33 protein-coding genes are annotated in these 24,188 nt (G+C 54.8%); 21 read left to right on the plus strand and 12 right to left on the minus strand.

The features are described 5' to 3' along the window. Positions 1 to 30: 30 nt before the first annotated feature. From ACFQ1T_RS12280 to ACFQ1T_RS12300, 5 genes are read right to left on the minus strand one after another with little or no spacing between them, the layout of a single operon-like run. On the minus strand, positions 31 to 432 hold the full coding sequence (locus ACFQ1T_RS12280) for an ArsC/Spx/MgsR family protein (RefSeq protein ID WP_379077172.1): 402 nt from the start codon (positions 430 to 432) through the stop codon (positions 31 to 33). Further along, positions 410 to 1,288: an ADP-ribosyl-[dinitrogen reductase] hydrolase gene (gene draG / locus ACFQ1T_RS12285; RefSeq protein WP_379077175.1), complete on the minus strand. Its 879-nt coding sequence runs from the start codon at positions 1,286 to 1,288 to the stop codon at positions 410 to 412. The genes ACFQ1T_RS12280 and draG overlap by 23 nt, the downstream gene beginning before the upstream one ends. Positions 1,289 to 1,292: 4 nt before the next feature. Continuing rightward, complete coding sequence (locus ACFQ1T_RS12290; RefSeq protein ID WP_379077178.1) at positions 1,293 to 2,105, minus strand: NAD(+)--dinitrogen-reductase ADP-D-ribosyltransferase; 813 nt, start codon at positions 2,103 to 2,105, stop codon at positions 1,293 to 1,295. A gap of 17 nt (positions 2,106 to 2,122) precedes the next feature. After that, positions 2,123 to 2,713, minus strand: coding sequence for a hypothetical protein (locus tag ACFQ1T_RS12295; protein ID WP_313983453.1), 591 nt, complete (start codon positions 2,711 to 2,713; stop codon positions 2,123 to 2,125). A gap of 33 nt (positions 2,714 to 2,746) precedes the next feature. Continuing rightward, positions 2,747 to 3,199, minus strand: coding sequence for a group II truncated hemoglobin (locus ACFQ1T_RS12300; protein WP_379077181.1), 453 nt, complete (start codon positions 3,197 to 3,199; stop codon positions 2,747 to 2,749). A gap of 434 nt (positions 3,200 to 3,633) precedes the next feature. On the opposite strand from ACFQ1T_RS12300, the gene nifH reads away from it, so the two are divergent. The 21 genes from nifH (at position 3,634) to ACFQ1T_RS12405 (ending at position 21,255) form a co-directional block, all read left to right on the plus strand. Beyond that, the gene (nifH, locus tag ACFQ1T_RS12305) at positions 3,634 to 4,509 is read left to right on the plus strand and encodes a nitrogenase iron protein (RefSeq protein WP_228518672.1); all 876 of its coding nucleotides are present in this window, start codon (positions 3,634 to 3,636) and stop codon (positions 4,507 to 4,509) included. 144 nt (positions 4,510 to 4,653) lie between these two features. After that, the gene (nifD, locus tag ACFQ1T_RS12310; protein ID WP_379077183.1) at positions 4,654 to 6,111 is read left to right on the plus strand and encodes a nitrogenase molybdenum-iron protein alpha chain; all 1,458 of its coding nucleotides are present in this window, start codon (positions 4,654 to 4,656) and stop codon (positions 6,109 to 6,111) included. Between the two features lie 14 nt (positions 6,112 to 6,125). Continuing rightward, positions 6,126 to 7,685 (plus strand): nitrogenase molybdenum-iron protein subunit beta, encoded by a 1,560-nt coding sequence (nifK, locus tag ACFQ1T_RS12315; protein WP_379077186.1) that lies wholly within the window; start codon positions 6,126 to 6,128, stop codon positions 7,683 to 7,685. 352 nt (positions 7,686 to 8,037) lie between these two features. Next, positions 8,038 to 9,186, plus strand: a complete 1,149-nt coding sequence (gene nifV / locus ACFQ1T_RS12320) for a homocitrate synthase (RefSeq protein ID WP_379077189.1) — start codon at positions 8,038 to 8,040, stop codon at positions 9,184 to 9,186. Further along, positions 9,177 to 9,929: a serine O-acetyltransferase gene (gene cysE, locus ACFQ1T_RS12325; RefSeq protein ID WP_313983466.1), complete on the plus strand. Its 753-nt coding sequence runs from the start codon at positions 9,177 to 9,179 to the stop codon at positions 9,927 to 9,929. The genes nifV and cysE overlap by 10 nt, the downstream gene beginning before the upstream one ends. Before the next feature lie 34 nt (positions 9,930 to 9,963). Further along, complete coding sequence (gene nifW / locus ACFQ1T_RS12330; RefSeq protein ID WP_194747306.1) at positions 9,964 to 10,299, plus strand: nitrogenase-stabilizing/protective protein NifW; 336 nt, start codon at positions 9,964 to 9,966, stop codon at positions 10,297 to 10,299. Between the two features lie 172 nt (positions 10,300 to 10,471). After that, complete coding sequence (locus ACFQ1T_RS12335) at positions 10,472 to 11,317, plus strand: electron transfer flavoprotein subunit beta/FixA family protein (RefSeq protein WP_379077192.1); 846 nt, start codon at positions 10,472 to 10,474, stop codon at positions 11,315 to 11,317. A gap of 34 nt (positions 11,318 to 11,351) precedes the next feature. Beyond that, positions 11,352 to 12,443: an electron transfer flavoprotein subunit alpha/FixB family protein gene (locus ACFQ1T_RS12340; RefSeq protein WP_379077195.1), complete on the plus strand. Its 1,092-nt coding sequence runs from the start codon at positions 11,352 to 11,354 to the stop codon at positions 12,441 to 12,443. Positions 12,444 to 12,445: 2 nt separating this feature from the next. Then, positions 12,446 to 13,744 (plus strand): FAD-dependent oxidoreductase, encoded by a 1,299-nt coding sequence (locus ACFQ1T_RS12345; RefSeq protein ID WP_379077198.1) that lies wholly within the window; start codon positions 12,446 to 12,448, stop codon positions 13,742 to 13,744. After that, complete coding sequence (locus ACFQ1T_RS12350) at positions 13,741 to 14,034, plus strand: ferredoxin family protein (protein ID WP_194747302.1); 294 nt, start codon at positions 13,741 to 13,743, stop codon at positions 14,032 to 14,034. The genes ACFQ1T_RS12345 and ACFQ1T_RS12350 overlap by 4 nt, the downstream gene beginning before the upstream one ends. Before the next feature lie 36 nt (positions 14,035 to 14,070). Next, positions 14,071 to 14,394: a (2Fe-2S) ferredoxin domain-containing protein gene (locus tag ACFQ1T_RS12355; protein ID WP_194747301.1), complete on the plus strand. Its 324-nt coding sequence runs from the start codon at positions 14,071 to 14,073 to the stop codon at positions 14,392 to 14,394. A gap of 27 nt (positions 14,395 to 14,421) precedes the next feature. Beyond that, complete coding sequence (locus tag ACFQ1T_RS12360; RefSeq protein ID WP_379077202.1) at positions 14,422 to 14,934, plus strand: hypothetical protein; 513 nt, start codon at positions 14,422 to 14,424, stop codon at positions 14,932 to 14,934. Further along, entirely contained in the window at positions 14,931 to 15,296 is a 366-nt protein-coding gene (locus ACFQ1T_RS12365) for a hypothetical protein (RefSeq protein ID WP_379077205.1), read from the plus strand. The genes ACFQ1T_RS12360 and ACFQ1T_RS12365 overlap by 4 nt, the downstream gene beginning before the upstream one ends. Positions 15,297 to 15,298: 2 nt before the next feature. Beyond that, a complete protein-coding gene (locus tag ACFQ1T_RS12370; protein WP_379077208.1) occupies positions 15,299 to 15,745 on the plus strand; it encodes a hypothetical protein in 447 nt (148 codons plus the stop codon). 123 nt (positions 15,746 to 15,868) lie between these two features. Further along, on the plus strand, positions 15,869 to 16,696 hold the full coding sequence (locus ACFQ1T_RS12375) for a TOBE domain-containing protein (protein ID WP_379077211.1): 828 nt from the start codon (positions 15,869 to 15,871) through the stop codon (positions 16,694 to 16,696). A gap of 195 nt (positions 16,697 to 16,891) precedes the next feature. After that, on the plus strand, positions 16,892 to 18,043 hold the full coding sequence (locus ACFQ1T_RS12380; RefSeq protein ID WP_379077214.1) for a porin: 1,152 nt from the start codon (positions 16,892 to 16,894) through the stop codon (positions 18,041 to 18,043). Then, entirely contained in the window at positions 18,012 to 18,293 is a 282-nt protein-coding gene (locus tag ACFQ1T_RS12385) for a porin (RefSeq protein ID WP_379077217.1), read from the plus strand. The genes ACFQ1T_RS12380 and ACFQ1T_RS12385 overlap by 32 nt, the downstream gene beginning before the upstream one ends. Before the next feature lie 24 nt (positions 18,294 to 18,317). Then, positions 18,318 to 19,076, plus strand: coding sequence for a molybdate ABC transporter substrate-binding protein (gene modA / locus ACFQ1T_RS12390; RefSeq protein ID WP_275357073.1), 759 nt, complete (start codon positions 18,318 to 18,320; stop codon positions 19,074 to 19,076). 20 nt (positions 19,077 to 19,096) lie between these two features. Then, positions 19,097 to 19,774 (plus strand): molybdate ABC transporter permease subunit, encoded by a 678-nt coding sequence (modB, locus tag ACFQ1T_RS12395; protein WP_228518670.1) that lies wholly within the window; start codon positions 19,097 to 19,099, stop codon positions 19,772 to 19,774. Continuing rightward, on the plus strand, positions 19,740 to 20,852 hold the full coding sequence (gene modC / locus ACFQ1T_RS12400; protein WP_379077222.1) for a molybdenum ABC transporter ATP-binding protein: 1,113 nt from the start codon (positions 19,740 to 19,742) through the stop codon (positions 20,850 to 20,852). The genes modB and modC overlap by 35 nt, the downstream gene beginning before the upstream one ends. 61 nt (positions 20,853 to 20,913) lie before the next feature. Continuing rightward, the gene (locus tag ACFQ1T_RS12405) at positions 20,914 to 21,255 is read left to right on the plus strand and encodes a hypothetical protein (RefSeq protein WP_275357071.1); all 342 of its coding nucleotides are present in this window, start codon (positions 20,914 to 20,916) and stop codon (positions 21,253 to 21,255) included. 10 nt (positions 21,256 to 21,265) lie between these two features. Here the strand turns inward: ACFQ1T_RS12405 and ACFQ1T_RS12410 are convergent, their stop codons facing one another. The 7 genes from ACFQ1T_RS12410 to nifX all read right to left on the minus strand — a co-directional run bounded on the left by ACFQ1T_RS12410 (position 21,266) and on the right by nifX (position 24,175). After that, positions 21,266 to 21,727, minus strand: a complete 462-nt coding sequence (locus ACFQ1T_RS12410) for a TOBE domain-containing protein (RefSeq protein WP_379077225.1) — start codon at positions 21,725 to 21,727, stop codon at positions 21,266 to 21,268. Between the two features lie 68 nt (positions 21,728 to 21,795). Then, entirely contained in the window at positions 21,796 to 22,140 is a 345-nt protein-coding gene (locus tag ACFQ1T_RS12415; protein ID WP_194747294.1) for a rhodanese-like domain-containing protein, read from the minus strand. A 3-nt stretch (positions 22,141 to 22,143) separates the two neighbouring features. Then, entirely contained in the window at positions 22,144 to 22,539 is a 396-nt protein-coding gene (locus ACFQ1T_RS12420) for a nitrogen fixation protein NifQ (RefSeq protein WP_194747293.1), read from the minus strand. A gap of 11 nt (positions 22,540 to 22,550) precedes the next feature. Continuing rightward, positions 22,551 to 22,847, minus strand: coding sequence for a ferredoxin III, nif-specific (gene fdxB, locus ACFQ1T_RS12425; protein ID WP_194747292.1), 297 nt, complete (start codon positions 22,845 to 22,847; stop codon positions 22,551 to 22,553). Between the two features lie 9 nt (positions 22,848 to 22,856). Beyond that, a complete protein-coding gene (locus ACFQ1T_RS12430) occupies positions 22,857 to 23,069 on the minus strand; it encodes a CCE_0567 family metalloprotein (RefSeq protein WP_379077229.1) in 213 nt (70 codons plus the stop codon). A 9-nt stretch (positions 23,070 to 23,078) separates the two neighbouring features. Then, on the minus strand, positions 23,079 to 23,552 hold the full coding sequence (locus ACFQ1T_RS12435; RefSeq protein ID WP_275357067.1) for a NifX-associated nitrogen fixation protein: 474 nt from the start codon (positions 23,550 to 23,552) through the stop codon (positions 23,079 to 23,081). A gap of 212 nt (positions 23,553 to 23,764) precedes the next feature. Further along, the gene (gene nifX / locus ACFQ1T_RS12440; protein ID WP_275357066.1) at positions 23,765 to 24,175 is read right to left on the minus strand and encodes a nitrogen fixation protein NifX; all 411 of its coding nucleotides are present in this window, start codon (positions 24,173 to 24,175) and stop codon (positions 23,765 to 23,767) included. Positions 24,176 to 24,188: the final 13 nt, after the last annotated feature.

Below are 24,188 nucleotides of genomic sequence, written 5' to 3' on the forward strand. Positions count from 1 at the left end.
GTTGATGCTGTTTTAGTGCAGTCATCAACGCTAAGAGGGATGGTGCCGCAGGCAACTCTGCGACGCAGTGTTGACCAAGATGGGCTGTCCCAACCAAACAGATAGGGTACTGGCGTCAAAGCCTGTCATGCGCTGACCGTCAACCTCGATGAGTGGCCGCCGGATCAGCAGTGGTTCGGCGCGCAGCATGGCCAATGCGGTGTCGGCATCCAGGGTGGCCGGATCTATCTCGCCATCCCTGATTTTGGGGGCGGCCGGATTAAACCAGGCGTGCACCGGCAATGAGCCAAAGAATTGCAGCAGGCGCTCACTTGCCCAAGGCTCGGTGAGCAGATTTTTGGCAATCACCGTGTGTCCGGCCGCAGCCAGTTGGGCTTTTTGCCGACTGTTGTTGCTGCAACCGGGTTTTTCATAAAAAAGTATGGTGCTCATCTAGACCTCCTTGCAAGAGTGCGGGGACTTGCTGTTCGATTTCCTGACGGATGGTGAGTGGCAGGGCATGCAACCAGCGTTCAGGAATGGCCTGACTGCCATAGCGGGCACCGGCCAGCATGCCAACAATAGCGCCGGTGGTGTCAGCATCTTCACCCTGGTTCACGGTGCCAATCAGGCAATCTTCAAAGTTGTCAGTGTTAAGAAAAAAATGCAGCACGGTTTGCATGGTGTCAACAATATAGCCGCTGGCCCGGCCCGGATAGGGGTCGAATTTGAATGCCGGGTACTGTTTGACCAGTGCTGCCGCCAGCAAGCGGCAGGCCGCACCACCCTGGCCATTGAACAGTGCATGCACCATGCTGCCCAGCGTCAGGCAGGCGGCATCGGACAATGGGTGGTGATGGGTGAGGTGCGCTTGTGCCAGCGTGATTTTTTCAAACTGGTCTGGTAGGTGATAGGTGGCAATGGCAATGGGTGCCATGCGCATGGCCGCACCATTGCCGCCATCAGCTTCGGAAGGCGGGCCTTGTACGCTGCCTTCCAGCAAATAGCGGCGGATGCCGCGGCGGCAGGTATTGCCCACATCAATCGGCTGGTTTTTCAACCAGTCAACAAACATGCGTGCGGCCGTTTCGGCATGCCAGCCATTGTGGCTTAGCCAGGCGCGGCCCAGACACAGTGACATTTCGGTGTCGTCGGTAATCTGACCGGGTTTGAGCTTGAGCCAGCCGCCGCCTGTCATGTCACGGTGTTCACCGCGGGCGGCGATCTCTCTGGCAGTCATAAACTCCACTGGCGCGCCCAGCGCATCGCCAACGGCCATGCCCAGATAAGCGCCCAGCGCACGTTGCATGAGGTCAGGCATAGCGGGCCATGACCTCGTATTCGCCACCCAGCGCGATGACTTCTTCCTCGCCGTCCAGTGGGCTGTGTTGCAACAAGCCGGGAAACAGTAACAGTTTGACCAGCGGCACTTCCACTTGCAATATCCAGTCACCAAACTCGTCGGCGCGCTCGCGGTTGCGGGTAAACGAGACCAGATTGTTAAGACGCAGCCTGCACAGCCCGGCACGCAGCCCCTGTTGCCCCAGGGTCGGTTCTTCGTTGAGGTTCACGCCGCGCCACAAGGTCAGGGTGGGGTGCGAGGTCGGCAAGCCAAAACGCGCAATCACAAACTGGCAATACTCGTATAACAAATCAAGCTGCATATGGATGCTGTAGTTATGAAAGCGGCTGCAAAACTTCTCTTCCAGATAGGTGACCCAGGCCGGGGAGGGGAAATGCCTCAGCGGTGCGCGGTGGAAGCTGGGCGTGAGGCCAAAACGACTTTCCACCCAGCCTTTGAGCACCGCCCCCTGCGGGCTGTTGGCATCAAAGCCCCAGCCCTCCAGCAATTTGAGGTAGCTGGGTCTGAAACGGCGCGGGCCTTGTGCTGTGGCTGGTCGCTGCAAATCAAAGGCGATGGCCATATAGTGGGCAAACCTGTCGGCGGCCTCTTCGGCGTTGTGGCTGGCGTGCAGCAAACGAAACAGCCCGCTGTGGGTCTCGCGTGTTCCGGCAATATGCAGGGGCTGCGGGTGACGGTTAAACGCGACCGAGCCCAGCAATCCGGCCGGAAGACCGACCAGGTTGGTGCTGTACCAGTCTTGCGGGCTTTCTTCCGCCTGCATGCCAGCGAGATGCAGCCTTAAACCGGACGGTTTTCATTCGGGTTGCGTACTGGCCCCATCAATTGCAGGCCTTCTTCATAGGTGATTTCCGGATAGTTGGCGCTAAAACTCATGGCCTTGGCAATCACCGCATCCAGTTTGCCCGCAGTATCCAGTTTTTTCAGATCATTCTTTTCCAGGTGCAACAGTTCCAGCAACTCGTTATAAACCGTGGCCTCATCAATTGGCAGGATGTAAAAAGTGCTGCCGTTCATCTTAACCGTGTATTTTTTCAAGAGGTCGATATTGTTGCAAAACAGGATGTATTTTCCTTCAGGCAGCAGGGCATCTTTCAATGCTTCAACCAGCATTTCCAGATAGCCGAAAGACAGCAGGTAGCCAGTAAAAAATGGCATGCCATTTTCGCCTTCCTGCGCGTAGGCCATGACCTGGTCACAGGTAATTTCAGGTGGACGCGCTTCATCAGCCACTTGCGGAGCAAATTTAATCGCCAGTTCGCCGCGAAACCCAAAGCGCCCTGGCACTTTGGTGGCATCTTTAAACACTGGGTTTTGCAAGCGGTGCTCTGAGTTGAGTTTGCCGAAAATGGTGCTTTCCATGGTGGTCATTACAATGTTCTCCTAAAGAAATGAAGCCAGGGGTTACGCTGGCTGGTTACGAATAAAGTCTGCGGTTTTTAAAAAAGCCTGATCCAGCTGTGCCCTTAACGTGGCATCTGCCACCACCTCCAGCAGGGCACGTCGCATGCATAACATCCAGGCATCTCTTTCTGCCTCGCCGATACCAAACATGGCATGTCGCTGGCGCAGGCGCGGGTGGCCGCGTTCACGGCTGTACTCCTTGGGGCCACCCAGCCATTCGATCAGAAACTGCACCAGCACCGTCTTGGTTTCAGACAGGTCTGCCGCATGCATGGCGCGGATTGCGGCAGCTTCCGGTACCGTGTTCATATGCACATAAAAGCGGTCGACCAGACGGGTAATGACCGCTTCTCCACCGATCTGAGCAAAGTGCGGATTGCCTAGAATTTGCGCGACCGGTTTGTGGCGGCTGGTATCCAGCGCCGGATTAATGGGGGGTAATGGCTGATGCATCCTGACCTCTCTGGGAACTGACAGATAGTCCTGATTCAGCAAGTGTTATACCAACAGCTATGCCAATTGATCTGCAGAAGGCAAGGATCAAGCCTGGATGCGGCTTGGCGGCCAGTTGATGCATGAAGCAACGCATTGAAAGGCGGCTGACCGTATGCAGAAAGGTTTGTTTCATACCGCACGCTGGGCACCGCTTTTGTCGTGTTTGCGACAGAAAGTATTTAAGGAAATGTCGTCTGCGTTTTTGTAAAAATATAAATATAAATCAAATACTTAACTTTTATTTTTTCTGTTGGCACGCTACTTGCCATAGACAGGCTACATGGCCGACACCCTCCATCGCCTGATAAGAAAAGTGATTAGGTTGCGATTCGGAATCGGAAGATGGCTGCGTATAGCGACGAATTTTTCATTTAAACCTAAGGAGCTTCATTATGGCTGCATTACGTCAAATTGCATTTTATGGCAAAGGTGGCATCGGCAAGTCCACCACTTCTCAAAACACGCTGGCTGCGTTGGCCGAAATGGGTCAGAAAATCCTCATCGTCGGTTGCGACCCTAAAGCCGACTCTACCCGCCTGATTCTGCACGCAAAAGCACAGGATACCGTGTTATCTCTGGCTGCCGAAGCCGGTTCTGTCGAGGATCTGGAAATCGAAGATGTGATGAAAATCGGTTACCGCGACATCCGTTGCGTGGAATCCGGTGGTCCAGAACCTGGCGTGGGTTGCGCAGGCCGTGGTGTGATTACTTCGATCAACTTCCTCGAAGAAAACGGTGCCTATGACGGCGTGGATTATGTGTCCTATGACGTATTGGGTGACGTGGTGTGTGGTGGTTTCGCCATGCCGATTCGTGAAAACAAGGCACAGGAAATCTACATCGTGATGTCCGGTGAAATGATGGCGATGTATGCCGCCAACAACATTTCCAAAGGCATCCTGAAATATGCCAACTCCGGTGGCGTGCGTCTGGGTGGCCTGGTATGTAACGAGCGCCAGACTGACAAGGAACTGGAACTGGCAGAAGCCCTGGCAGGCAAACTGGGTACCAAGCTGATCCACTTTGTGCCACGTGACAACGTGGTGCAGCACGCCGAGTTGCGTCGTATGACTGTGCTGGAGTACGCCCCGGACTCCAAGCAGGCTGAAGAATATCGTCAACTGGCGCAGAAAGTACACGCCAACGCCGGTAACGGTACCATCCCGACCCCGATCACCATGGATGAGCTGGAAGACCTGTTGATGGACTTCGGCATCATGAAGAAAGAGGATGAAACACTGATTGGTAAAGCGGCGACTGCAGCTTAATCAGTCTTTGGCAGGGGGCTTTGCCCCTTGCCAACCCCTCCAGAGACGGTTTCAAAAGTTGAGGAGGTTACTTCCGGGCAATTTCTACAATTTTTGAAAAGTTTCTTTTTATCACTGGTTTTTAGTCGAACATAGGAGACAACGATGAGTGCGACTGCTGAAGTAAAGGTCAACGGCGCAGAGCTGATTCAGGAGGTGTTAAAAGCCTATCCTGAAAAGTCCGCCAAAAAACGTGCAAAACATTTGAATGTGTATGAAGAAGGCAAATCCGAGTGTGATGTGAAATCCAACATCAAATCGCTGCCAGGGGTAATGACCATCCGTGGTTGTGCCTACGCCGGTTCCAAAGGCGTGGTATGGGGCCCGATTAAAGACATGGTGCATATCTCGCACGGCCCGGTCGGTTGCGGCCAGTATTCCTGGGCGTCACGCCGTAACTACTACATCGGTACCACCGGTATCGACACCTTCGGCACCATGCAGTTTACCTCCGACTTCCAGGAAAAAGACATCGTGTTTGGCGGTGACAAAAAACTGGAAAAAATTATTGACGAGATTCAGGTACTGTTCCCGCTCAACAAGGGCATTACCGTGCAGTCCGAGTGTCCAATTGGTCTGATCGGCGACGACATCGAAGCCGTGTCCAAGAAAAAAGCCAAAGAGTATGAAGGCAAAGTGATTGTACCTGTGCGTTGCGAAGGCTTCCGTGGCGTGTCGCAATCGCTGGGTCACCACATCGCCAACGACGCCGTGCGCGACTTTGTGTTTGACAAAACTGACCCGGAAAAAAACAAATTCGAGTCCAGCCCGTATGACGTGGCGATTATCGGCGACTACAACATTGGTGGCGATGCCTGGTCCAGTCGCATCCTGCTCGAAGAAATGGGCCTGCGCGTGATCGCCCAATGGTCCGGTGACGGCTCGATTGCCGAGCTGGAAAACACGCCCAAGGCCAAGCTCAACATCCTGCACTGCTACCGCTCGATGAACTACATCAGCCGCCACATGGAAGAGAAGTACGGGATTCCATGGGTAGAGTACAACTTTTTTGGCCCATCCAAAATCGAAGAATCCCTGCGCAAGATTGCCAGCTTCTTTGACGACAGTATCAAGGAGAAAACAGAGCAGGTCATTGCCAAATACAAGGCACTGACCGATGCCGTGATTGCCAAGTACAAACCACGCCTGCAAGGCAAAAAAGTCATGCTGTTTGTCGGTGGCCTGCGTCCCCGTCACGTGATTGGTGCCTATGAGGATTTGGGCATGGAAGTGGTGGGTACCGGCTACGAGTTTGGCCACAACGATGACTACCAGCGTACCACTCACTACGTTAAGGACGGCACGCTGATCTATGACGATGTGACCGGCTACGAGTTTGAGAAGTTTGTGGAAGCCGTGCAACCAGACCTGGTCGGTTCCGGCATCAAGGAAAAATACGTGTTCCAGAAAATGGGCGTGCCTTTCCGTCAAATGCACAGCTGGGATTATTCCGGCCCTTACCACGGCTATGACGGCTTTGCGATTTTTGCCCGTGACATGGACATGGCGATTAACAACCCGGTATGGGGCTTGACCAAAGCGCCATGGCAACAAGCGGCTTAAGAGGAGAACTGAACATGAGCCAGAATGCTGATAAGGTTTTAGACCATTTTGAACTGTTTCGCGAACCCGAATATACGGAAATGTTCGCCAACAAGAAAAAGAATTTTGAATTTGCCGTGCCTGCCGACGAGGTGAAAAAGCAGGTGGAATACGCCAAAACGCAAGAGTACAAAGAGAAAAACTTTGCCCGCGAAGCGTTGACCGTGAACCCGGCAAAAGCATGCCAGCCACTCGGGGCCGTATTTGCTGCGAATGGTTTTGAAGGGACATTGCCCTTTGTGCACGGCTCACAAGGCTGCGTGGCATACTACCGCTCGCACTTCAGCCGTCACTTTAAAGAGCCGACTTCCTGCGTGTCCTCTTCCATGACGGAAGATGCAGCCGTGTTTGGTGGCTTGAACAACATGATTGATGGTTTGGCCAACTCGTATAGTTTGTACAAACCAAAAATGATTGCGGTTTCTACCACCTGCATGGCCGAGGTGATCGGCGATGACCTTAACGCCTTTATCAAGACCTCACGCGAAAAAGGCTCCATCCCGGCCGACTATGATGTGCCGTTTGCCCACACGCCAGCGTTTGTCGGCAGCCATATCACCGGCTACGATAACGCGCTCAAAGGCATTCTCAACTACTTCTGGGATGGCAAAGCCGGCACCGTGCCAGCCTTAGAGCGCAAGCCTAATGACAGCATTAACTTTATCGGCGGCTTTGACGGCTACGTGGTCGGCAACAACCGTGAAGTGAAACGCATGTTCAACGAGTTTGGCATCACCCCAACCATGCTGTGCGATCCGTCCGACGCCTGGGATACGCCGACCGATGGCGAGTTCCGCATGTATGATGGCGGCACCACACTGGAAGACACTGCCAACGCCATTCATGCCAAAGGCACCATCGTCATGCAGTCCATCTGCGCCGAAAAAACCGCCGAGTACATCCAGGGTAAGGGCCAGGAGGTGATCAAGCTGCATCACCCGGTCGGCGTTAAAGGCACGGATGAGTTTCTGATGGCTATTTCCAAACTGTCAGGTAAGCCTATTCCTGCCAGCCTGACCAAAGAGCGTGGCCGTCTGGTGGATGCCATTGCCGACTCGAGTGCCCATATCCACGGCAAGAAATTTGCCCTGTATGGTGACCCTGACCTCATGCTTGGCCTGACCGGTTTTCTGCTGGAACTGGGTGCTGAGCCAACCACGGTACTCTCCACCAATGGTGACGATGCCTGGGCCGCCAAGGTACAGGCTCTGTTTGACGCCAGCCCGTTTGGCAAAAATTGCAAGGTCTATCCGAAGAAAGATCTGTGGCACATGCGCTCCCTGTTGTTTACCGAGCCTGTCGATTTCCTGATCGGCAACACCTACGGTAAATACCTGGACCGCGACACCGGTATCCCGCTGATCCGTTTGGGTTTCCCGATTTTTGATCGCCACCATAAACACCGCTATCCGGTGTGGGGCTATCAAGGTGCCCTCAACGTGCTGGTCACTATCCTGGACAAGATTTTTGACCAGATGGACATCAGCACCAATGGCATCGCTACCACCGATTACAGCTTCGATATTATCCGCTAGTCTGTGATTGAAAACCTACCGGGTAGGGCGGTCCGATGTCTGGCCCGGTAGCCATGTAGTCCTGTCTCTTCCCCCACTTTGCAATGATCGATTGTTGAGTGTTTAAGCCTCCCACTAGGGAGGCTTTTTTTGTGCGAAGGCACTGACCGTCGGTGTACATGCCGATTCCACATCAGTCGATGGACTGGCACCCAGACATTCACGACATAACCCATCCGTTTGTCGCAAACCTTACAATCAAAATAGTCAGTAAATATATTGTTAACTCATTGTTTTTAAATGGATATAAAAGCTATACATAGCTTGGCACAGCCTGTGCTATCTCTAGGGTAATACATGCGGAGATGTCACGATGCGACAAAGCAAGCCAGTCATCAACGATACCACCTTGCGCGATGGGGAACAGACGGCGGGGGTGGCGTTTAGCCGTGAGGAAAAATTGCGAATTGCTTTGGCGCTGGCGGAGATTGGGGTGCCAGAGCTGGAGGTGGGCATCCCGGCCATGGGCGAGGCGGAAATTGCCGATATACGCGCAATTGCGGCGTTGCAATTGCCGACCAGGCTAATGGTTTGGGGGCGTATGACCGAGGGCGATTTGCTGGCATGTTTGCGCACCGGGGTGCGTCATGTGAATTTGTCCTTGCCGGTGTCGGATTTGCATATTGAGCGCAAATTGCGGCGTGACCGGGCGTGGGTGTTGCAGCAGGTGGCGCAGGTGGTCTCGCAGGCGTGTCAAGAGGGCTTGCAGGTGTCAGTGGGCGGTGAAGATGCTTCCCGCGCCGACCCGCAGTTTTTGCAGCAGGTGGTGGCGGTGGCCGAGACGGCGGGCGCTTGCCGCTTTCGTTATGCCGATACCCTGGGCGTCCTTGATCCGTTTACCACGTATGAGCGCATTGCGGCTTTGCGTGCGGTCACTCCGCTGGACATCGAAATGCATGCGCATGACGACCTCGGCCTGGCCACTGCCAATGCATTGGCGGCAATTCGTGCCGGGGCCAGCCATGTCAACACCACGGTCAATGGCCTGGGTGAGCGGGCGGGCAATACGCCGCTGGAAGAAGTGGTGACCGCCTTGTGGCGCATCCACGGGCTGGATGTGGGGCTGGACATGCATGCCTTTCCAGAGATTTCGCAGCTGGTGGCGCAGGCGTCGGGCCGGGCCGTGGCGCTCAATAAAAGCATCGTCGGTGCGGCGGTGTTTACCCATGAGTCCGGCATGCATGTCGATGGCCTGCTCAAAGACCCGGCCACCTACGAAGGCTTTGACCCGGCTGCAGTCGGGCGAGAACGGCATCTGGTGCTGGGCAAGCATTCCGGTAGCCACAGTGTGCGCCATGTCTATGCGCAGCTGGGTATACGCGTGCAACATCACGAAACCGAATGGCTGCTGCAACGCATACGCCAGTTTGCAGTGAACACCAAGCGCAGCCCGGCCAGTGATGAGCTCAAACTGTTTTATCTCGAAGGCCAGACCACACCGGGGAGACTGTCATGCATGTAAATTCGCCAGTGCAGTCTGGCTTGCTAGCCCTGTTGCGCGAAGACCTCGCCTGCGTGTTTGAGCGTGATCCGGCTGCACGCAACCGGCTGGAAGTGTTGCTGACCTATCCCGGCTTGCACGCTACCTTGCTGCACCGTATCTCGCATGGCTTGTGGCGGCATGGCTGGCGGTTTGCTGCGCGCTGGCTGAGTTATGTCACGCGCATGCTGACACAGATTGATATCCACCCTGGTGCCAGCATCGGCCGCCGCTTTTTTATCGACCATGGCTGTGGTGTTGTTATCGGCGAAACCGCGGTGGTCGGCAACGATGTCACCCTGTATCACGGCGTGACGCTGGGCGGTGTGTCGTGGAATCCGGGCAAGCGGCATCCTACCCTGTGCGATGGTGTCATGGTCGGCGCAGGTGCCAAAATTCTTGGGCCGGTGGTGGTGGGCGCACGGGCCAGGGTAGGCGCCAACTCGGTGGTCATCCATGATATTCCGGCCAGGATGACGGTGGTCGGTATCCCCGGTCGCGTGGTGCTGCCTGACAACGCCAGACGCCAGCCACAGCAGGGCATAGACCTCGACCACCATCTGATGCCGGACCCGGTGGGCAAAGCGGTCACAGCTTTGCTAGACCGTATTGATCAACTGGAGCATACCCTGGCGGCGATGCGTGACAACCAGCAAGCCGCTTCCGAAGCCTTGATACAGCACAGCGTCGCCGAGGCGCGTGCACGCAAACGTTTCGATTCCTGAGCCTGCATTTCCTTTTTATGTTTGGAGAACCCTGATGAGTGCCTTGTTATCACAGATGCAATCTTTTTCTGCTGCCGAAGAGTTTTTCGCGTTTCTCGGTGTCGCCTATGACCCGCAGGTGGTACATGTCAATCGCCTGCATATCCTCAAACGCTTTCAGCAATATCTGGTGCGTGACCCTGTGAGCCAGACCTTGCCCGAGAACGAGCAGCGCAATGCCTATCAGCGCTTGTTGCATGCGGCTTATGACGACTTCGTGCGCTCCAACGCCGCTACTGAAAAAGTGTTCAAGGTGTTTCAGGAAGCCGATGGCAGCAAGACTTTTAATCTCAACAGTCTGAAACAAACATTGCCTTCACAACGTGCCTGATTTGTCGGGTTTGCGACAAATAATTTTAATGTGAGTTTTGCTTATAACTGACTGATTTTTATATATAAAAATAATTTTTTTAGCATGGCATGGTTGTTGCAATACTGAAATAAAGGGCCGGGTGTTTCTGGTCTGTCATCCAGGTAAAGTCAGGCAAAAGGAAGGATTCGATATGCATATTGTGGTTTGTATCAAGCAGGTGCCAGACAGTGCACAAATTCGGGTGCACCCGGTGACCAACACCATTATGCGTCAGGGGGTGCCGACCATTGTGAACCCGTATGATTTGTTCGCGCTGGAAGAAGCGTTGCGCCTGAAAGATGAATATGGTGCGCGCGTGACCGTGCTCACCATGGGGCCACCGATGGCCGAGGCGGCCTTGCGCAAGGCGATTTCTTATGGCGCAGACGATGCCGTGCTGGTGACCGACCGTATTTTTGCCGGGTCTGACACCTTGGCCACCAGCTATGCGCTGGCTGCGGCCATCCAGCAGATCAGCAAAGATATTACTGTTGATTTGGTGTTTACCGGCAAGCAGACCATTGATGGCGATACTGCGCAAGTCGGCCCCGGCGTCGCAAAACGGCTGGAGATGCAGTTGCTCACCTATGTTTCAAAAATCCGTTCGCTGGATACTGACAAGCAGGAAATCGTGGTCGAGCGCCGTTCTGAGGGCGGCGTGCAGGTGCTCAAAACCAAAATCCCCAGCCTGATTACCGTGCTCGAAGGCAATAACGAAATGCGTTTTGCCACCATGGCCAATATGTTCCGTGCTGCCCGTTATCCGGTCAAAATCTGGAACAAAGACGCCGCCGGGATTGAAGACCCGACCAAAACCGGCCTGAAAGGCTCGCCTACCGTGGTTTCCAAAGTGTTTGCACCGACACCACGCGCGACCAAGGCCGAGATCATTCAATGCGAAAGCAACGAGCCCAAAGACCTGAGCGTGACCTTGCTCGCCAAAATGTTTACCAAGTTTCCCAACATCGAGAAAGAGCTGCTGAAGCGGTCGGCTTGAACAGATCCAGGGAGCATGAAGTAAAGGAATCCATATGAGTGAAGAAACCAAAAAACCGGCACCGGCAGGCAAGAAGAAATTTGAGCTTGATGAGCGTCTGAAAGCGTATAAAGGCGTCTGGGTGTTTATTGAACATGAGCGCGGCGCCATACATCCCGTTTCGCTGGAATTATTGGGCGAAGGCCGCAAACTGGCCGATATGCTGGGTGTGGAATTGGCAGGCGTGGTGATGGGTCCTCCCGGAGAGACCACCCGCAGTTTTTGCCAGGAGGCCTTTTACCATGGCGCAGACCTGTGCTACCTGATTGAAGACCCGCTGCTGCAAGATTATCGTAACGAGCCTTATACCAAAGGGCTGACCGATCTGGTCAACAAATACCAGCCTGAAATCTTGTTCCTTGGTGCAACCACATTGGGCCGCGATTTGGCAGGCAGTGTCGCCACCACGCTCAAAACCGGCCTCACTGCTGACTGTACCGAGCTCAATATCGACCTCGACGTGCGCAGCCTGCTGGCGAGTCGCCCAACCTTTGGTGGCTCCTTGCTGTGTACCATTCAGACCCTGAATTATCGGCCGCAAATGGCCACGGTGCGGCCACGTGTGATGGCGATGCCAGAGCGCGACGCGACGCGCAATGGCCGCATCATTGAAGACACCTTGAGCATGATAGAAGACAGCATCATTACCAAAGTGCTGGAGTTTATCCCGGACGAGATGCAAGACAAACCGCAACTGCCATTTGCCGACATTATCGTCGCCGGTGGTCGCGGCATGAAAAAGCCGGAAAACTTCAAACTGATCTGGGAACTGGCGCAAGTGCTGGGTGCCGAAGTCGGGGCTACGCGCCCCGTGGTGCAGGCCGGTTGGGTGGAACTGGACCGTCAGGTCGGGCAATCTGGAAAAACCGTGCGCTCAAAACTCTATATCGCGGTGGGCATTTCCGGTGCCATCCAGCACAGGGTCGGCATGGATGCCTCGGATGTGATTATCGCCATCAACAACGACCCCAATGCGCCGATTTTTGACTTTGCTCACTATGGCATTGTCGGCAATGCCATGACCATATTACCAGCGCTGACCGAGGCATTTAAGGCACACCTGGCAACCGCAAGAAAGGCAGGCTAAGCATGAGTGAAAAATTTGATGTGATCATTGTGGGCGCGGGCCCATCTGGCAATGCCGCCGCCTTGCGTCTGGCACAGGCCGGACTCAGCGTATTGCAATTGGAACGTGGTGAAAGCTCAGGCTCGAAAAACGTACAAGGTGCGATTTTGTATTCGGATGCATTGGAAAAACTGATTCCTGACTTCAGGGACGATGCGCCACTGGAGCGGCATATCATCGAACAGCGCATGTGGGTGCTGGATGACGACTCCTACATGGGTTCGCACTACCGCTCGGACAGCTTTAACAAGCCGCCATATAACCGCTACACCATGATACGTTCGCAGTTTGACAAGTGGTTTTCCGAGCGCGTGCAAAAGGCCGGGGCGCTGGTCATATGCGAAACCACGGTGACCGAACTGCTGCTGGATGGCCAGCGTGTCATCGGTGTACGCACGGACCGTCAGGGCGGTGAGATTTATGCCGATGCGGTGATACTGGCCGATGGGGTCAACTCCTACCTGGCGAAAAAAGCCGGCTTTCACCCCGAGCTGCATCCCAAGGATGTGGCGCTGGCGGTCAAGGAAATCCACTTTATGCCAACCGAGCTTATCGAGCAGCGCTTTAACGTCAAGGGCGAAGAGGGCGTGGTCATCGAGATGGCGGGCAAAATCACCAAGGGCATGATGGGGACGGGTTTTCTCTATACCAACCGCGAGTCGGTGACCATCGGCGTCGGTTGTATGCTGTCCGACTTCAAAGCCCAGCAAATCACCCCTTATGCCTTGCTGGAGCAAATGAAAGCGCATCCGGCCATCCAGCCGCTGATTGAAGGCGGCGAGATGAAAGAATATACCGCGCACCTGATTCCAGAAGGCGGCTACAACGCCATGCCGGATTTGTTTGGCGATGGCTGGCTCATCGTTGGCGACGCTGGCATGTTTGTTAACGCCGTGCACCGCGAAGGTTCCAATCTGGCCATGACCACCGGCATGGTGGCGGCGGATACCTTGATTGCCTTGCGTGCCGAGGGCCTGCCCTTCAGCAAGGCCAACCTCAAGCGCTACCAAGCCACGCTCAACGACAGCTTTGTCATGAAAGACTTGAAAAAATACAAGGACATGCCGGCAATCTTCCACAAAAATCCGCAGTTCTTTAATGACTATCCCGAGTTGTTGTCCAAAGCCGCCCACACCATGCTGACTGTGGATGGGGTGGATAAAAAATCTAAAGAAAAGCAGATACGCCACAGCTTCCGTCAACGCCGCTCACTGATGGGCCTGATGGGAGATGCGTTCAAGTTATGGAGGGCTTTTGAATGAGTATTGTCGTCAAGGTTGAAGAGAAACTGTTCCAGAACCGCTACAAGGTGGACAGCGGCAAGCCGCATATCGAGATCAAGGATGCTGACGTCTGCCGCCATTGTGACAGCCATGCCTGTACCGTGTGTTGCCCCGCTGGCTGCTGGACCATGGAAGGTAACGGCAATGTCACCGTGATCAGTGATGGCTGCCTGGAATGTGGCACCTGCCGCATTATCTGTAACGAGCACCGCAATGTGGCCTGGGAATACCCGCGTGGTGGCTACGGCATCCTGTTCAAGTTCGGCTAATCCCCTTTTTTGTATTGCATTGTTGGAGACATCCCCATGAGTAAACCCGCCAGACAAGTCTTTGTATGTAACCAGGCCAGGCCACCGGGCCACCCGCGCGGCTCGTGCCAGGGACGGGGCAGCAATGATATTTTGCAGGCGTTCTGGCAACAGGTGCAGACGCGCAACCTGTGGGAGCAGTTTTCAGTGACGTTTAGCGGCTGCCAGGGCCCCTGTGACAGTGGCCCGCATGTGCTGGTCTACCCGGAAAGCGTGATGTACGGTGGTGTGAGCAAAGACGACGTGACCGAAATCATAGACAAGCACCTGCTGGCAGGCGAAGTGGTCGAGCGCCTGAAAGTGCCGGACAGCGTCTGGTAAGCGAGGCGATAGATGCACGTTCGGCCTATGTCAGCGCCGCAATCGTCGGGGCATATTCTGAGCGCAACACGACCGAGCGGTATTGTCGCCCACGAGGATTTGCCGTCACCGATAGCCGGATATCTGGCTGCCGCCGCGGCTACCCGTGACTGGCGCGAGTCTGAATCATTGTTGCTACGAGCCCAACAGGCCTCGCCCGACTGCCTGCATGTGTATTACACACTGTACAAGCTGTATGCCGTACACAATCGTCTCAGTGATGCCGAGCGGGCCGTGCATATGGCGCTGGACACGGCAGCCAGGCTGGCGCAGATCGACAGCCACTGGCAATCACTCACCTCGCAAAGCTGCGACTGGACACAGGTCGATTCGCCGCAACATTTTTTCCTGTTTAGTCTCAAGGCGTTTGCCTATATCCGGCTGCGTCAGCAACGCCTGTCAGAGGCACGGCAAATACTGAGCAAGTTGAGGGAGATCGATCCACAAGACACGGTTGGCGCCTCAGTTATACAAGCTTATGCCGATGGAGTCCCGCTATGAGCCTGGCTAGCGCCACCATGCTTAATATTATGCTGCAATCCTGCGAGGCAGTGCTGACCCTCACCGAGGATGTCGCTCCAGAGGGTTTTTTTAGCAGCCAGCTCACCCAGGCTGAAACCCTGCGCCACCTGCGTATTATTGCCGAAAATGTAGACCGGCTGCCCATGGAAAACAAAACCGCCATGTCCGAAATCGACTGGGCAGGCTGGAATGTCCTGCTGTCACAAGTCCGTTCGTCGGGCGGCTTCGAGCGCGATGCCATTTGGTTTGCCATCCGCGCCATGGTGCCAGCGACCCTGATGTGGCTGCGCGTGTTCAGGCAGCAACAACCGGCACTATTCAGTATGACTATAAGAGAATGATGATGCCACCTGCCACAAACTTACTGCCGCAACGTGTGATTGTCTGTCATTTTGATAATTACAGCACTGCACTGCTGTTCGTGCGCTGGCCCCATGGCGGGTTGTTGGCACCGGCTGCCTTGCCCGCCAGTGCCAGCGTATTAGCAGAGCCTGACCAGCCGTTGCGCCAGCCTCTCACGGCAGCACAAGGGGTGGAAATCGTCAAAACCCTGAATGTGCCTGCTGACACACTGCAATACCAGCATGATTTTACGGCCTGGGTCGCTACTGATGACGGTCCGTTACGCATTCATCTTTGTCGTTACATGACACCGGATGCGCCCAAGTCCGAAATCGCCTTATTTGGCGGGGAGTTCCGGCATATGAGTGCCTTGCGTAGCGCTGACAGGCAGGAGTTATTGTTATTGCGACAGGTGTTTGACTGGTTTATGCGAGGTGAGGGGCAGTAACTGGCAGTTTTTCCGGTATCTATCATGGCAGCTGGCACAAAAACTGCATAGTCTTGCCTATCGCTATATAATCTACTTTATAGCGTAGCAAATGTGACAAACATGACAAAGGCAGACAGAAAGATGACAACGCAGATGACGCAGACCATGCAGGTAAGTGGCTCACTGGTACTGGGACCGGAAGGCAGTGATGGCCAGGCTGGCTTGCTGACAGACCGTCGCCTGGCACTGCTGGAGCATATCGGTAGCTGCGGCTCTATCTCGCAGGCCGCCAAACTGGCAGGACTCAGTTACAAGGGGGCCTGGGATGCGGTGGATGCCATGAACAGTTTGTTTGGCGACGCACTGGTGCAGACTACCACAGGTGGCAAGGGTGGGGGCGGGGCGCAATTGACTGAAGCCGGCATCCGTGTCGTGGATGCCAGTCGCGTGTTAAGGCGTGAGCACCAGAAATTTTTACAGGCGGCCAGTGATGGCATCGCTGATTTTGACAACATTTATACATGGATGCGGAGGCTGACAGTGAAAACCAGTGCGAGAAACCAGTTTTTTGGCAAGGTGGTGGCAATCAAGCAGGCGCAGGTCAATGTTGAAGTGACCCTGCAATTGACTGGCGGCGACCAGATACACGCTGTCATTACCCATGATGGCTTGAATGAGCTGGGCTTGCAGGTGGGCAGCGAGGCCTGGGCACTGGTCAAGGCCAGCTGGGTGATCCTCGCCAGTCCTGAAGCCGCGACTGGCCTGAGTGCACGCAACAAACTGGGCGGCGAGGTGACTCGCATACATCAGGGTGGTGTCAATGCCGAAGTCAGCCTACGTTGCGCCGGTGGTAATGTGATCACCGCGACCGTGACCAATGACAGTGTGGCCGAACTGCAACTGGCCGCTGGTAAAACGATGGTAGCCGTCTTTAAAGCCAGCAGTGTAATTTTAGGGGTGAGCGAGTAGTTTTTTCTCTATCGCTATATATCTTGCTTTATATCGAGTCTTTGAATACATCAGGGAGCGCTTTACATGAAAAAAGTATCCATACTGGTCAGTCTGGCCTGGCTGGGGATGCCAACCAGCCAGACGTGGGCAGATGCTGAAACCGATGCCCGCATCGCGCAATTGCAGCACATGCTGTAAGTACAACAAACACAAATGCAACAGATGGCAGATGCATTGAAGTTGCTCCAGGCACGGTTAGAAAAACCGGCGGAAACCAGAGGGGTAGCGAGCGATGACAAACAGGTCTTGCGTGATCAGCAGTGGAAGATGGACGCGATGGCCGATGAAATCAAGGCGCTACAATCTGCCCGTGGCAAATCGAGTGGCCAGCCAGTGTACGCCAACTTTAAAAATGGCCTGAGTTTTGAAGATGGTAGTGGTGCCTGGAAACTGGGCCTCAATGGACGCGTGCAAGCCGACTACCGCAGTTTCTCTCCGGATATTGCAGCAGCAGATACCTTCAACATTCGTCGCGCCCGGCTGGGTGCCAATGTGGCGATGAAGGATTTTGCGGCAAGACTGGAAGCCGAATATAGCGGTACGGCCAATAATGGCAGTGTCGGCCTGACCTATGCGCACGTCGACTACCTGCATTTTAACGGATTCAAATTACGCGCAGGTCAGTTCAAGCCGTTTTATGGACTTGAGCGTGCCATGAATGCCAACTTTACAGATTTTCAGGAACGGGCAGGCACGGACTATCTGCTGGGTGCCACTTTTGACCGCGGCGTGATGGTGTTTGGCGAACCTGTGCCAGGGTTGTTCTATAACGCCTCATGGACCGATGGTAAAGGCGTTAACACAGCCACTGCCAATGGTGATGAAACCGATGCCAAATATGACAACAAGGATGCGCTGGTACGTGTGGTCGGCAATATTGCCCAGTTTGCCGACTGGAAAGACAGTGTCCTGCATGTCGGCAGCTTTTATGCCAGGGGTCAACAGGAACCTGGCAGCGTGCCAACCCTGAATGTACTGACCGAAGGCCGCGGTTACACCGTATTTTCTACCAGTGAAGGTTTTACGCGCGCAGTTGACCGTACGCGTGAGGGTTATGAACTTGGGCTGGCACACGGTCCGGTCAAGCTACAGGCAGAACATATACGTGAAAATTTTGATGGCACGGGGTTTGATCGTGACCTGACCGCATGGTATGCCAGCATCAACTGGCTGGTGAGCGGCGAAACTTTTGCCAGCACCTATAAAGATGGCATGTTTGGCCGCTTGCGGCCAAAACAGGACTTTGTCTGGGGGGGGGGAGGGCTGGGGTGCGTTGCAACTTGGGGCACGTTACAGCAAGTTTGATGGCGGTGATTTTGTCAGCACTAACGCTACTGGAACCGGCAAGCTGGCAAGCGGGCGTAGCAATGCGTTTGATGCCTGGACGATAGGCGCCAACTGGGTGCTGACGCCCTATGTGCGTGTGATTGCCAACTATGTGCACACCCATTTTGATACCCCGGTGACCACCACAGCCACCGTCTCAGGTAGCAGCAAAACGTATACGCTGGATCATGAAGACGCCGTCACCATGCGTGCCCAATTCGATTTCTAACTTTTATTCAGACAAGGAGATCCCATGCGATCACTCAAACAACTGCTGATAGCCAGTGTGCTGGCAGTTTCCATGCAGGTCCAGGCTGCCGAGCCCTTTACTGTGGCCATTGCGGCCAACCTCAAATACGTGTTCGATGACCTGGCCGCCGAGTTTAAACAGGAAACCGGCATCGAGGCACAAAGCGTGCTCAACGCTTCTGGCAAAATTGCCACCCAGGTACGCCAGGGCGCGCCCTTTGATGTATTCATGTCTGCCGATATGGAGTTTCCCGAGGGCTTGTATAAAGAAGGCTTTGCCGTGACCGCGCCCAAACCCTACGCCTACGGGTTGCTGGTGCTATGGTCACAAACCGGGGCCGATTTAAGCAAGGGCGTGGCCGGGCTGACGGATGCGGCTATTGGCAAAGTGGCCATTGCCAATCCAAAGTTGGCACCGTTTGGCAAACAGGCACTCAAGGCCATGGAGTTCTACAAGGTGAAAGTGGCGCTGGAACCCAAACTGGTCTATGGCGAGAGCATTACCCAGGTAAGCCAGTACGTGGATAGCAAAGCGGTAGATGTTGGCTTCAGTGCCAAGTCGATTGTCGTTGCACCGGAGACTACAGGCAAGGGTAAATGGGTGGCTGTGCCAGAAGAGAGTTATGAGCCGATTGCGCAGGGCGTGGTCATCCTCAAGCATGGCATAGATAACAATGCGGATGCCGCCCGCAAGTTTTATGGGTTCGTGCAGTCGGAAAAGGCGCGTGCCATCTTTGCAAAAAACGGTTATAAATTGCCCTGAGGCATCACACAGGAAACATCATGTTAAGCATCGAGGATATACAGACCATTTGGCTGACCATCAAGCTGGCCAGTCTGGTCACCCTGCTATTGCTCATCATAGGCACGCCCGTCGCCTGGTGGCTGGTACGCAGCCGCGTCTGGTGGAAAGGGCTGGTGGCCTCGGTCGTGGCCTTGCCGCTGGTGCTGCCACCTTCAGTGTTAGGGTTCTACCTGTTGCTGGCGATGGGACCACAAGGCCCGCTGGGTAAGCTGACACAGGCCACTGGTCTGGGCAGTTTACCGTTTACTTTCTGGGGGCTGGTACTGGCCTCGGTGTTATATTCCCTGCCGTTTATGGTGCAGCCCTTGCACACCGCGTTTGAGGCTATCGGTGAGCGGCCGCTGGAGGTAGCAGCAACCTTGCGTGCTTCGCCACTGGATACGTTTTTCAGTGTGGTGGTGCCGATGTCCTGGCCGGGATTTCTGACGGCAGCTATGCTCACCTTTGCCCACACGGTAGGCGAGTTTGGGGTGGTACTCATGATAGGGGGCAATGTGCCGGGACAAACCCGCGTCGCTTCGGTACAGATTTATGATCATGTGGAAGCCCTGGAATATAGTCAGGCGCATACACTGGCCGCGGTCATGCTGCTGTTTTCGTTTTTGGTGTTGCTGGCGCTGCATGTGTGGCGCACGCAACCAAACAGGGGTTACTGACATGGGCATGGGCGAGATACAGGCACGTTTTCATCTGGCCAGGCCAAGCTTTACTCTGGATGTAGACCTCACCCTGCCCGGGCGCGGCATCACCGTCCTGTTTGGCCCTTCCGGTTCAGGCAAAACCACGCTGTTGCGCTGTATTGCCGGTCTGGAGCAACCCAGGGAGGGCTATCTGCGCTTTCAGGGCGAGCGCTGGCAGGAGGATGCGTATTGCCTACCTACACATCGCCGTCCCATCGGCTATGTGTTTCAAGAGGCAAGTCTGTTTCCGCATCTGACGGTGCTGGAAAACCTGCGTTTTGGCCTCAGGCGCAATACGCAGGCGCGGCCAGCAGATCTGGAGGCGGCCATCGCCTTGCTGGAATTGACGCCGCTACTGGGTAGAAACCCGGCAAATTTGTCCGGGGGGGAGCGACAACGGGTGGCCATGGCGCGGGCCTTAGCAGTAAGGCCGCGGCTCCTATTGATGGATGAGCCGCTGGCTGCCCTGGATTATGCGCGCAAACAGGAAATCTTGCCCTATCTGGAGCGCCTGCATGACAATCTGGACATTCCATTGCTGTATGTCAGCCATGCCCATGACGAAGTAGCACGCCTGGCTGACCATATCGTTATGCTGCAAGCCGGCAGAGTGTTGGCTCAAGGACCATTGCTGGAGACGCTGGCGCAACTTGATACTCCGATCCGCCTGGGGGAAGACAGCGGCGTGGTCCTGCAGGCGCAGGTCAGTGAACTTGACCAGGAATGGCATCTGATGCGGCTGGCATTTGACGGTGGCAGCGTCTGGACCAGGCAGCGAGACCTGCCGCTGGGGCGTCAGCTGCGGGTACATATTCAGGCCCGTGATGTCAGTGTGGCCATCCGGCCACAAACCGATAGCAGTATCCAGAACCAGTTGCAGGGTGTGGTCGATGCCATGGCCATAGACACGCATCCCGGTGTCATGCTGATCCGTGTCAAGGTGGGAGCTTCGGTGCTGATTGCCAGACTCACTAAACGCTCGGCGTCGACCCTGGGCATCACTGTCGGTCAGTCAGTCTGGCTACAGGTCAAATCGGTGGCACTGATGGAGTAGGCGCGTTTCGCGCCATGCACGACGCATCCGCATCTTGAATGCGCAAGAAAGGAGTCCACTCATGATAGAACAACTCTATGCCAATTTGTCTGTGGCTGAACAACAGCGAGTGATTCGCGCCGAGCGTTTTGAAAGGCACGATGAACCCTCACTGCAAGCTACCAAGATCCATGGCTACGCCGCCGACGGGGGTAAGTGTTTTTATTACCACAGTTTTGTCTTGTCGGAAGAGGGCTTTGATATCGATGAGTTTCCGCTACGCATCGATGTCTATTACGAACGGGTGATGGCCTGGCGTCTGAAAGACGGTGGCTGGTTAAAAACTACCACCATCTCTGATCAACTGGATGCTTGCCAGCCACGCTTTCATACCCGGCCAGCGGAATGGGTGGCCAGCCTCTGAGGGTAAACGCCTAGCTGGCAACTGCCAGTATCACCGCAGAGGCTTTGAATACCACGCTGGCACTGGCGCCCTGACTGAGTCCAAGTTCACGTGCGGCTTCATGGGTAATGCTGGCAAACACGGTATTGCCGCCTGGTAAATCGAGTTTGACTTCGGCACTGACCGGCCCGCTGATCACCTGTGCCACCACGCCGCGCAGCACATTACGTGCGCTCAGGGCATAGCCCTCGCTTTCTGTCATCACCATCATGGAAGAGGCTTTGACCAGGGCCAGCACCGATTTGCCACTGGTCAGGCCCAGACTGTGTGCACTGCTGTGGGTGACCATGGCCACTAGCGTGTCGCCATTGCCCAGGGCAATTTCGATTTCGGTATGTACGCTGCCAGGGTGTACGGCAGTGATGTTGCCCTGGAACTGGTTACGTGCGCTGATTTTCATGACGATATTTTCCTGATCGGGTTGAGATACCATTAGTGTATGCAAGCGCGCTGTAAAACATCAACCGCAGCGTCGAGCCTGCGGCTGTCAACGCTGCTATATTACGCAGCGTGAGCCAGCTTTTCCGGCAGCGCCTGCACCAGTGGTGCCAATGCTTCATAGCCGCCATCCACGCTGTAGACTTCCTTGTAGCGGAAGTCGTCAAACATCTGCGCAAACACCTTGCTTGCATTGCCGTGATAGCAATAAATCATCACCGGGATATTGCGCGGCAGGCTGCGCAAGACCTGTTCCAGTTTGTACTCGGACAGCTGGTCGGCCCCTGGCAGATGGCCACTCTGGTAACTGTGCATATCTCGGGTATCAAACAGCGCGATTTCCGCAAAGCGTTCCGGGTTACTCAACATTTCAGCGGCTTGTGCCGCAGCAATGGTTTGCCAAGTCATAGCTTACTCCTCTGGTCCAAAACATAATTCATAATCCACACAGACACCGCAACTGGGCGATTTGCATATCAATACGTTTTCCTGCTCGCACAGCTGCCGGTAAAAAAACTTTTTCCACTTCATGTCGCTGCTGTTTTTGGCCACCAGCGCCGGGAAATAGTCGCGCATCAGTTGCGACAGTTCGGCGCGGCTCGACAGTTTGAGGTCTTGCCACAAATGGTTGGCGCCGCTGCAGCAGGTGCCTGCAATCAATCTTGCCAGTGCATAGGTGTTCACGTGTTGATCCAGCGCATGTGCCATCAATAATGCAATCAAATCCTCAAACTCGTCCCAGCCATGGCCAGATGAGGCTAGGGAACTTGCTACAACAGCACTGGGCGGGGAGAGGCTCTGTTGCATACGGGTTCCCCTCAGGCCGGGGCGTGGGTATAGCACTTTTTCGGACAAATTTTGGCGCAGGCCTCGCAGCCCACGCAGTTTTCCGGATGGGCGATGGTCATGACTTTCTTTTCATACTCATCATCCTCATCGTCGCCCAGCGTCATGGCGATGCGGTCACCGTCTTCAGTAATGCCAACCAGCTCCAGCACATCACGGCCACAGACACGAAAGCAGCGGCCACAGCCTATGCATTTTTCCTCGGCAATGTGGTCGGCAAATTGCGGCGTCCACTCCACGCCGCTGGGTAAAGTCACACTGAAAGCCATGGTTTGCTCCTAGCCACCCGCTGCGGTCAGCCTTTTACGGGCGTCAGTCAATTGTTGATAAGCCTTGAAGGTTTTCTCGGCCACTTCCGGAATTTTTTCCCAGCCGGTCGGCAAGTCTTCGGACAAGTCATGCAAGTCCATTTTGAGCTGGGTGGCCTGGGCATTGAGTTTTTTTACCTCGGCCTTGATGGTGTCTACGTCACTTGTTTCTATGTCACTCATGGCGCACTCCTAACCGTAATTCACCACTTCGGGAAACTTTTGTATCATGTCCACTGCGGCCTGTACCAGTTTCTGGCCTTCGGCGGCCAGCTTGTCCATGGTTTCAAAACCAAAGCGGTGCACATCACGCAGATGCTTGTTCACCACCACCAGGCGGCCTGCAGTCAGCAGCATTTTGCCAAAGCCCTCGTGATGCATTTTCATCATGGGCGAGACCATGACGCCGGTTTCCCGCTCCACCGCCAGGCCCACCGCGTTATAAAACAATTCTAGCCGCCACAAGGTTTCCGGGTCGGGGTCGCCGATAATTGGCATCTCGCGGCGCTGCTCCTTACTAATGATATAAGGCGCCAGCAAGGTCGCATTATCCTTGCCTTCCCATGCGCCATGGGTGTCTTGCGCCCGCCATTGCTTAATCAGTTCGATCACAAATGGCGAGGTCCAGGGATCACTCGCTACTGGCGCTTCAGCGACTGCTGTCATGTTTTTCTCCTATAAATAAATATTGCTTACCGCATTAACACTCAAACGCCTTCGGTTTTCTCTGAGCACTCCGTGTCCTTGGTGGCTCAAAATGAATTTAAAAGCTTTAATTAGCCACAGAGCGCACAGAGGTCACAGAGAAATTCTTAGTTTGCTGAATGCACTTGCTGCTCTGTGTTCTCGGCGTCTCTGTGGTAAATAGCCTTTAAAACCTATACCGTTTCTTCTTCCTCATCAAAATCGACCGTTGTGGCCTGGTCTTTAAGCAGGGCTTTGCGTAACCAGGGGGGTGGGGTGCCTTTGAGCACATCCTGCAATTTGCCTAAAATTTCGTCTATCGGTTCATCAGCGGTGACCTTGACCGGGTGTATCTTGTGCGCCACCACACGGGCAGCGGCGGAGCCACCGATGGCCGCCACATACAGCAGCGCACAGTCCTTGATGACTTCCAGCTTGGGTGCCAGCTTGTCTTCGTTGCCGTCTTCTTTTAAGTCGCCATCAAACGGCACCGAGTGTAAAAACGTCCAGTTTTCCGGCGTCAGCTCATAAATGGCCAGGTGCTTGGCCCAGCCAAAGTGGGCGTCGACCCGTTTTAAATCCTGTGTGGCAAATGCGACTTTCATGTGGGGGTTCCTT

Origin of the sequence: Methylophilus glucosoxydans (genome assembly GCF_042676145.1) — a bacterium.
Lineage (GTDB): Bacteria > Pseudomonadota > Gammaproteobacteria > Burkholderiales > Methylophilaceae > Methylophilus > Methylophilus glucosoxydans.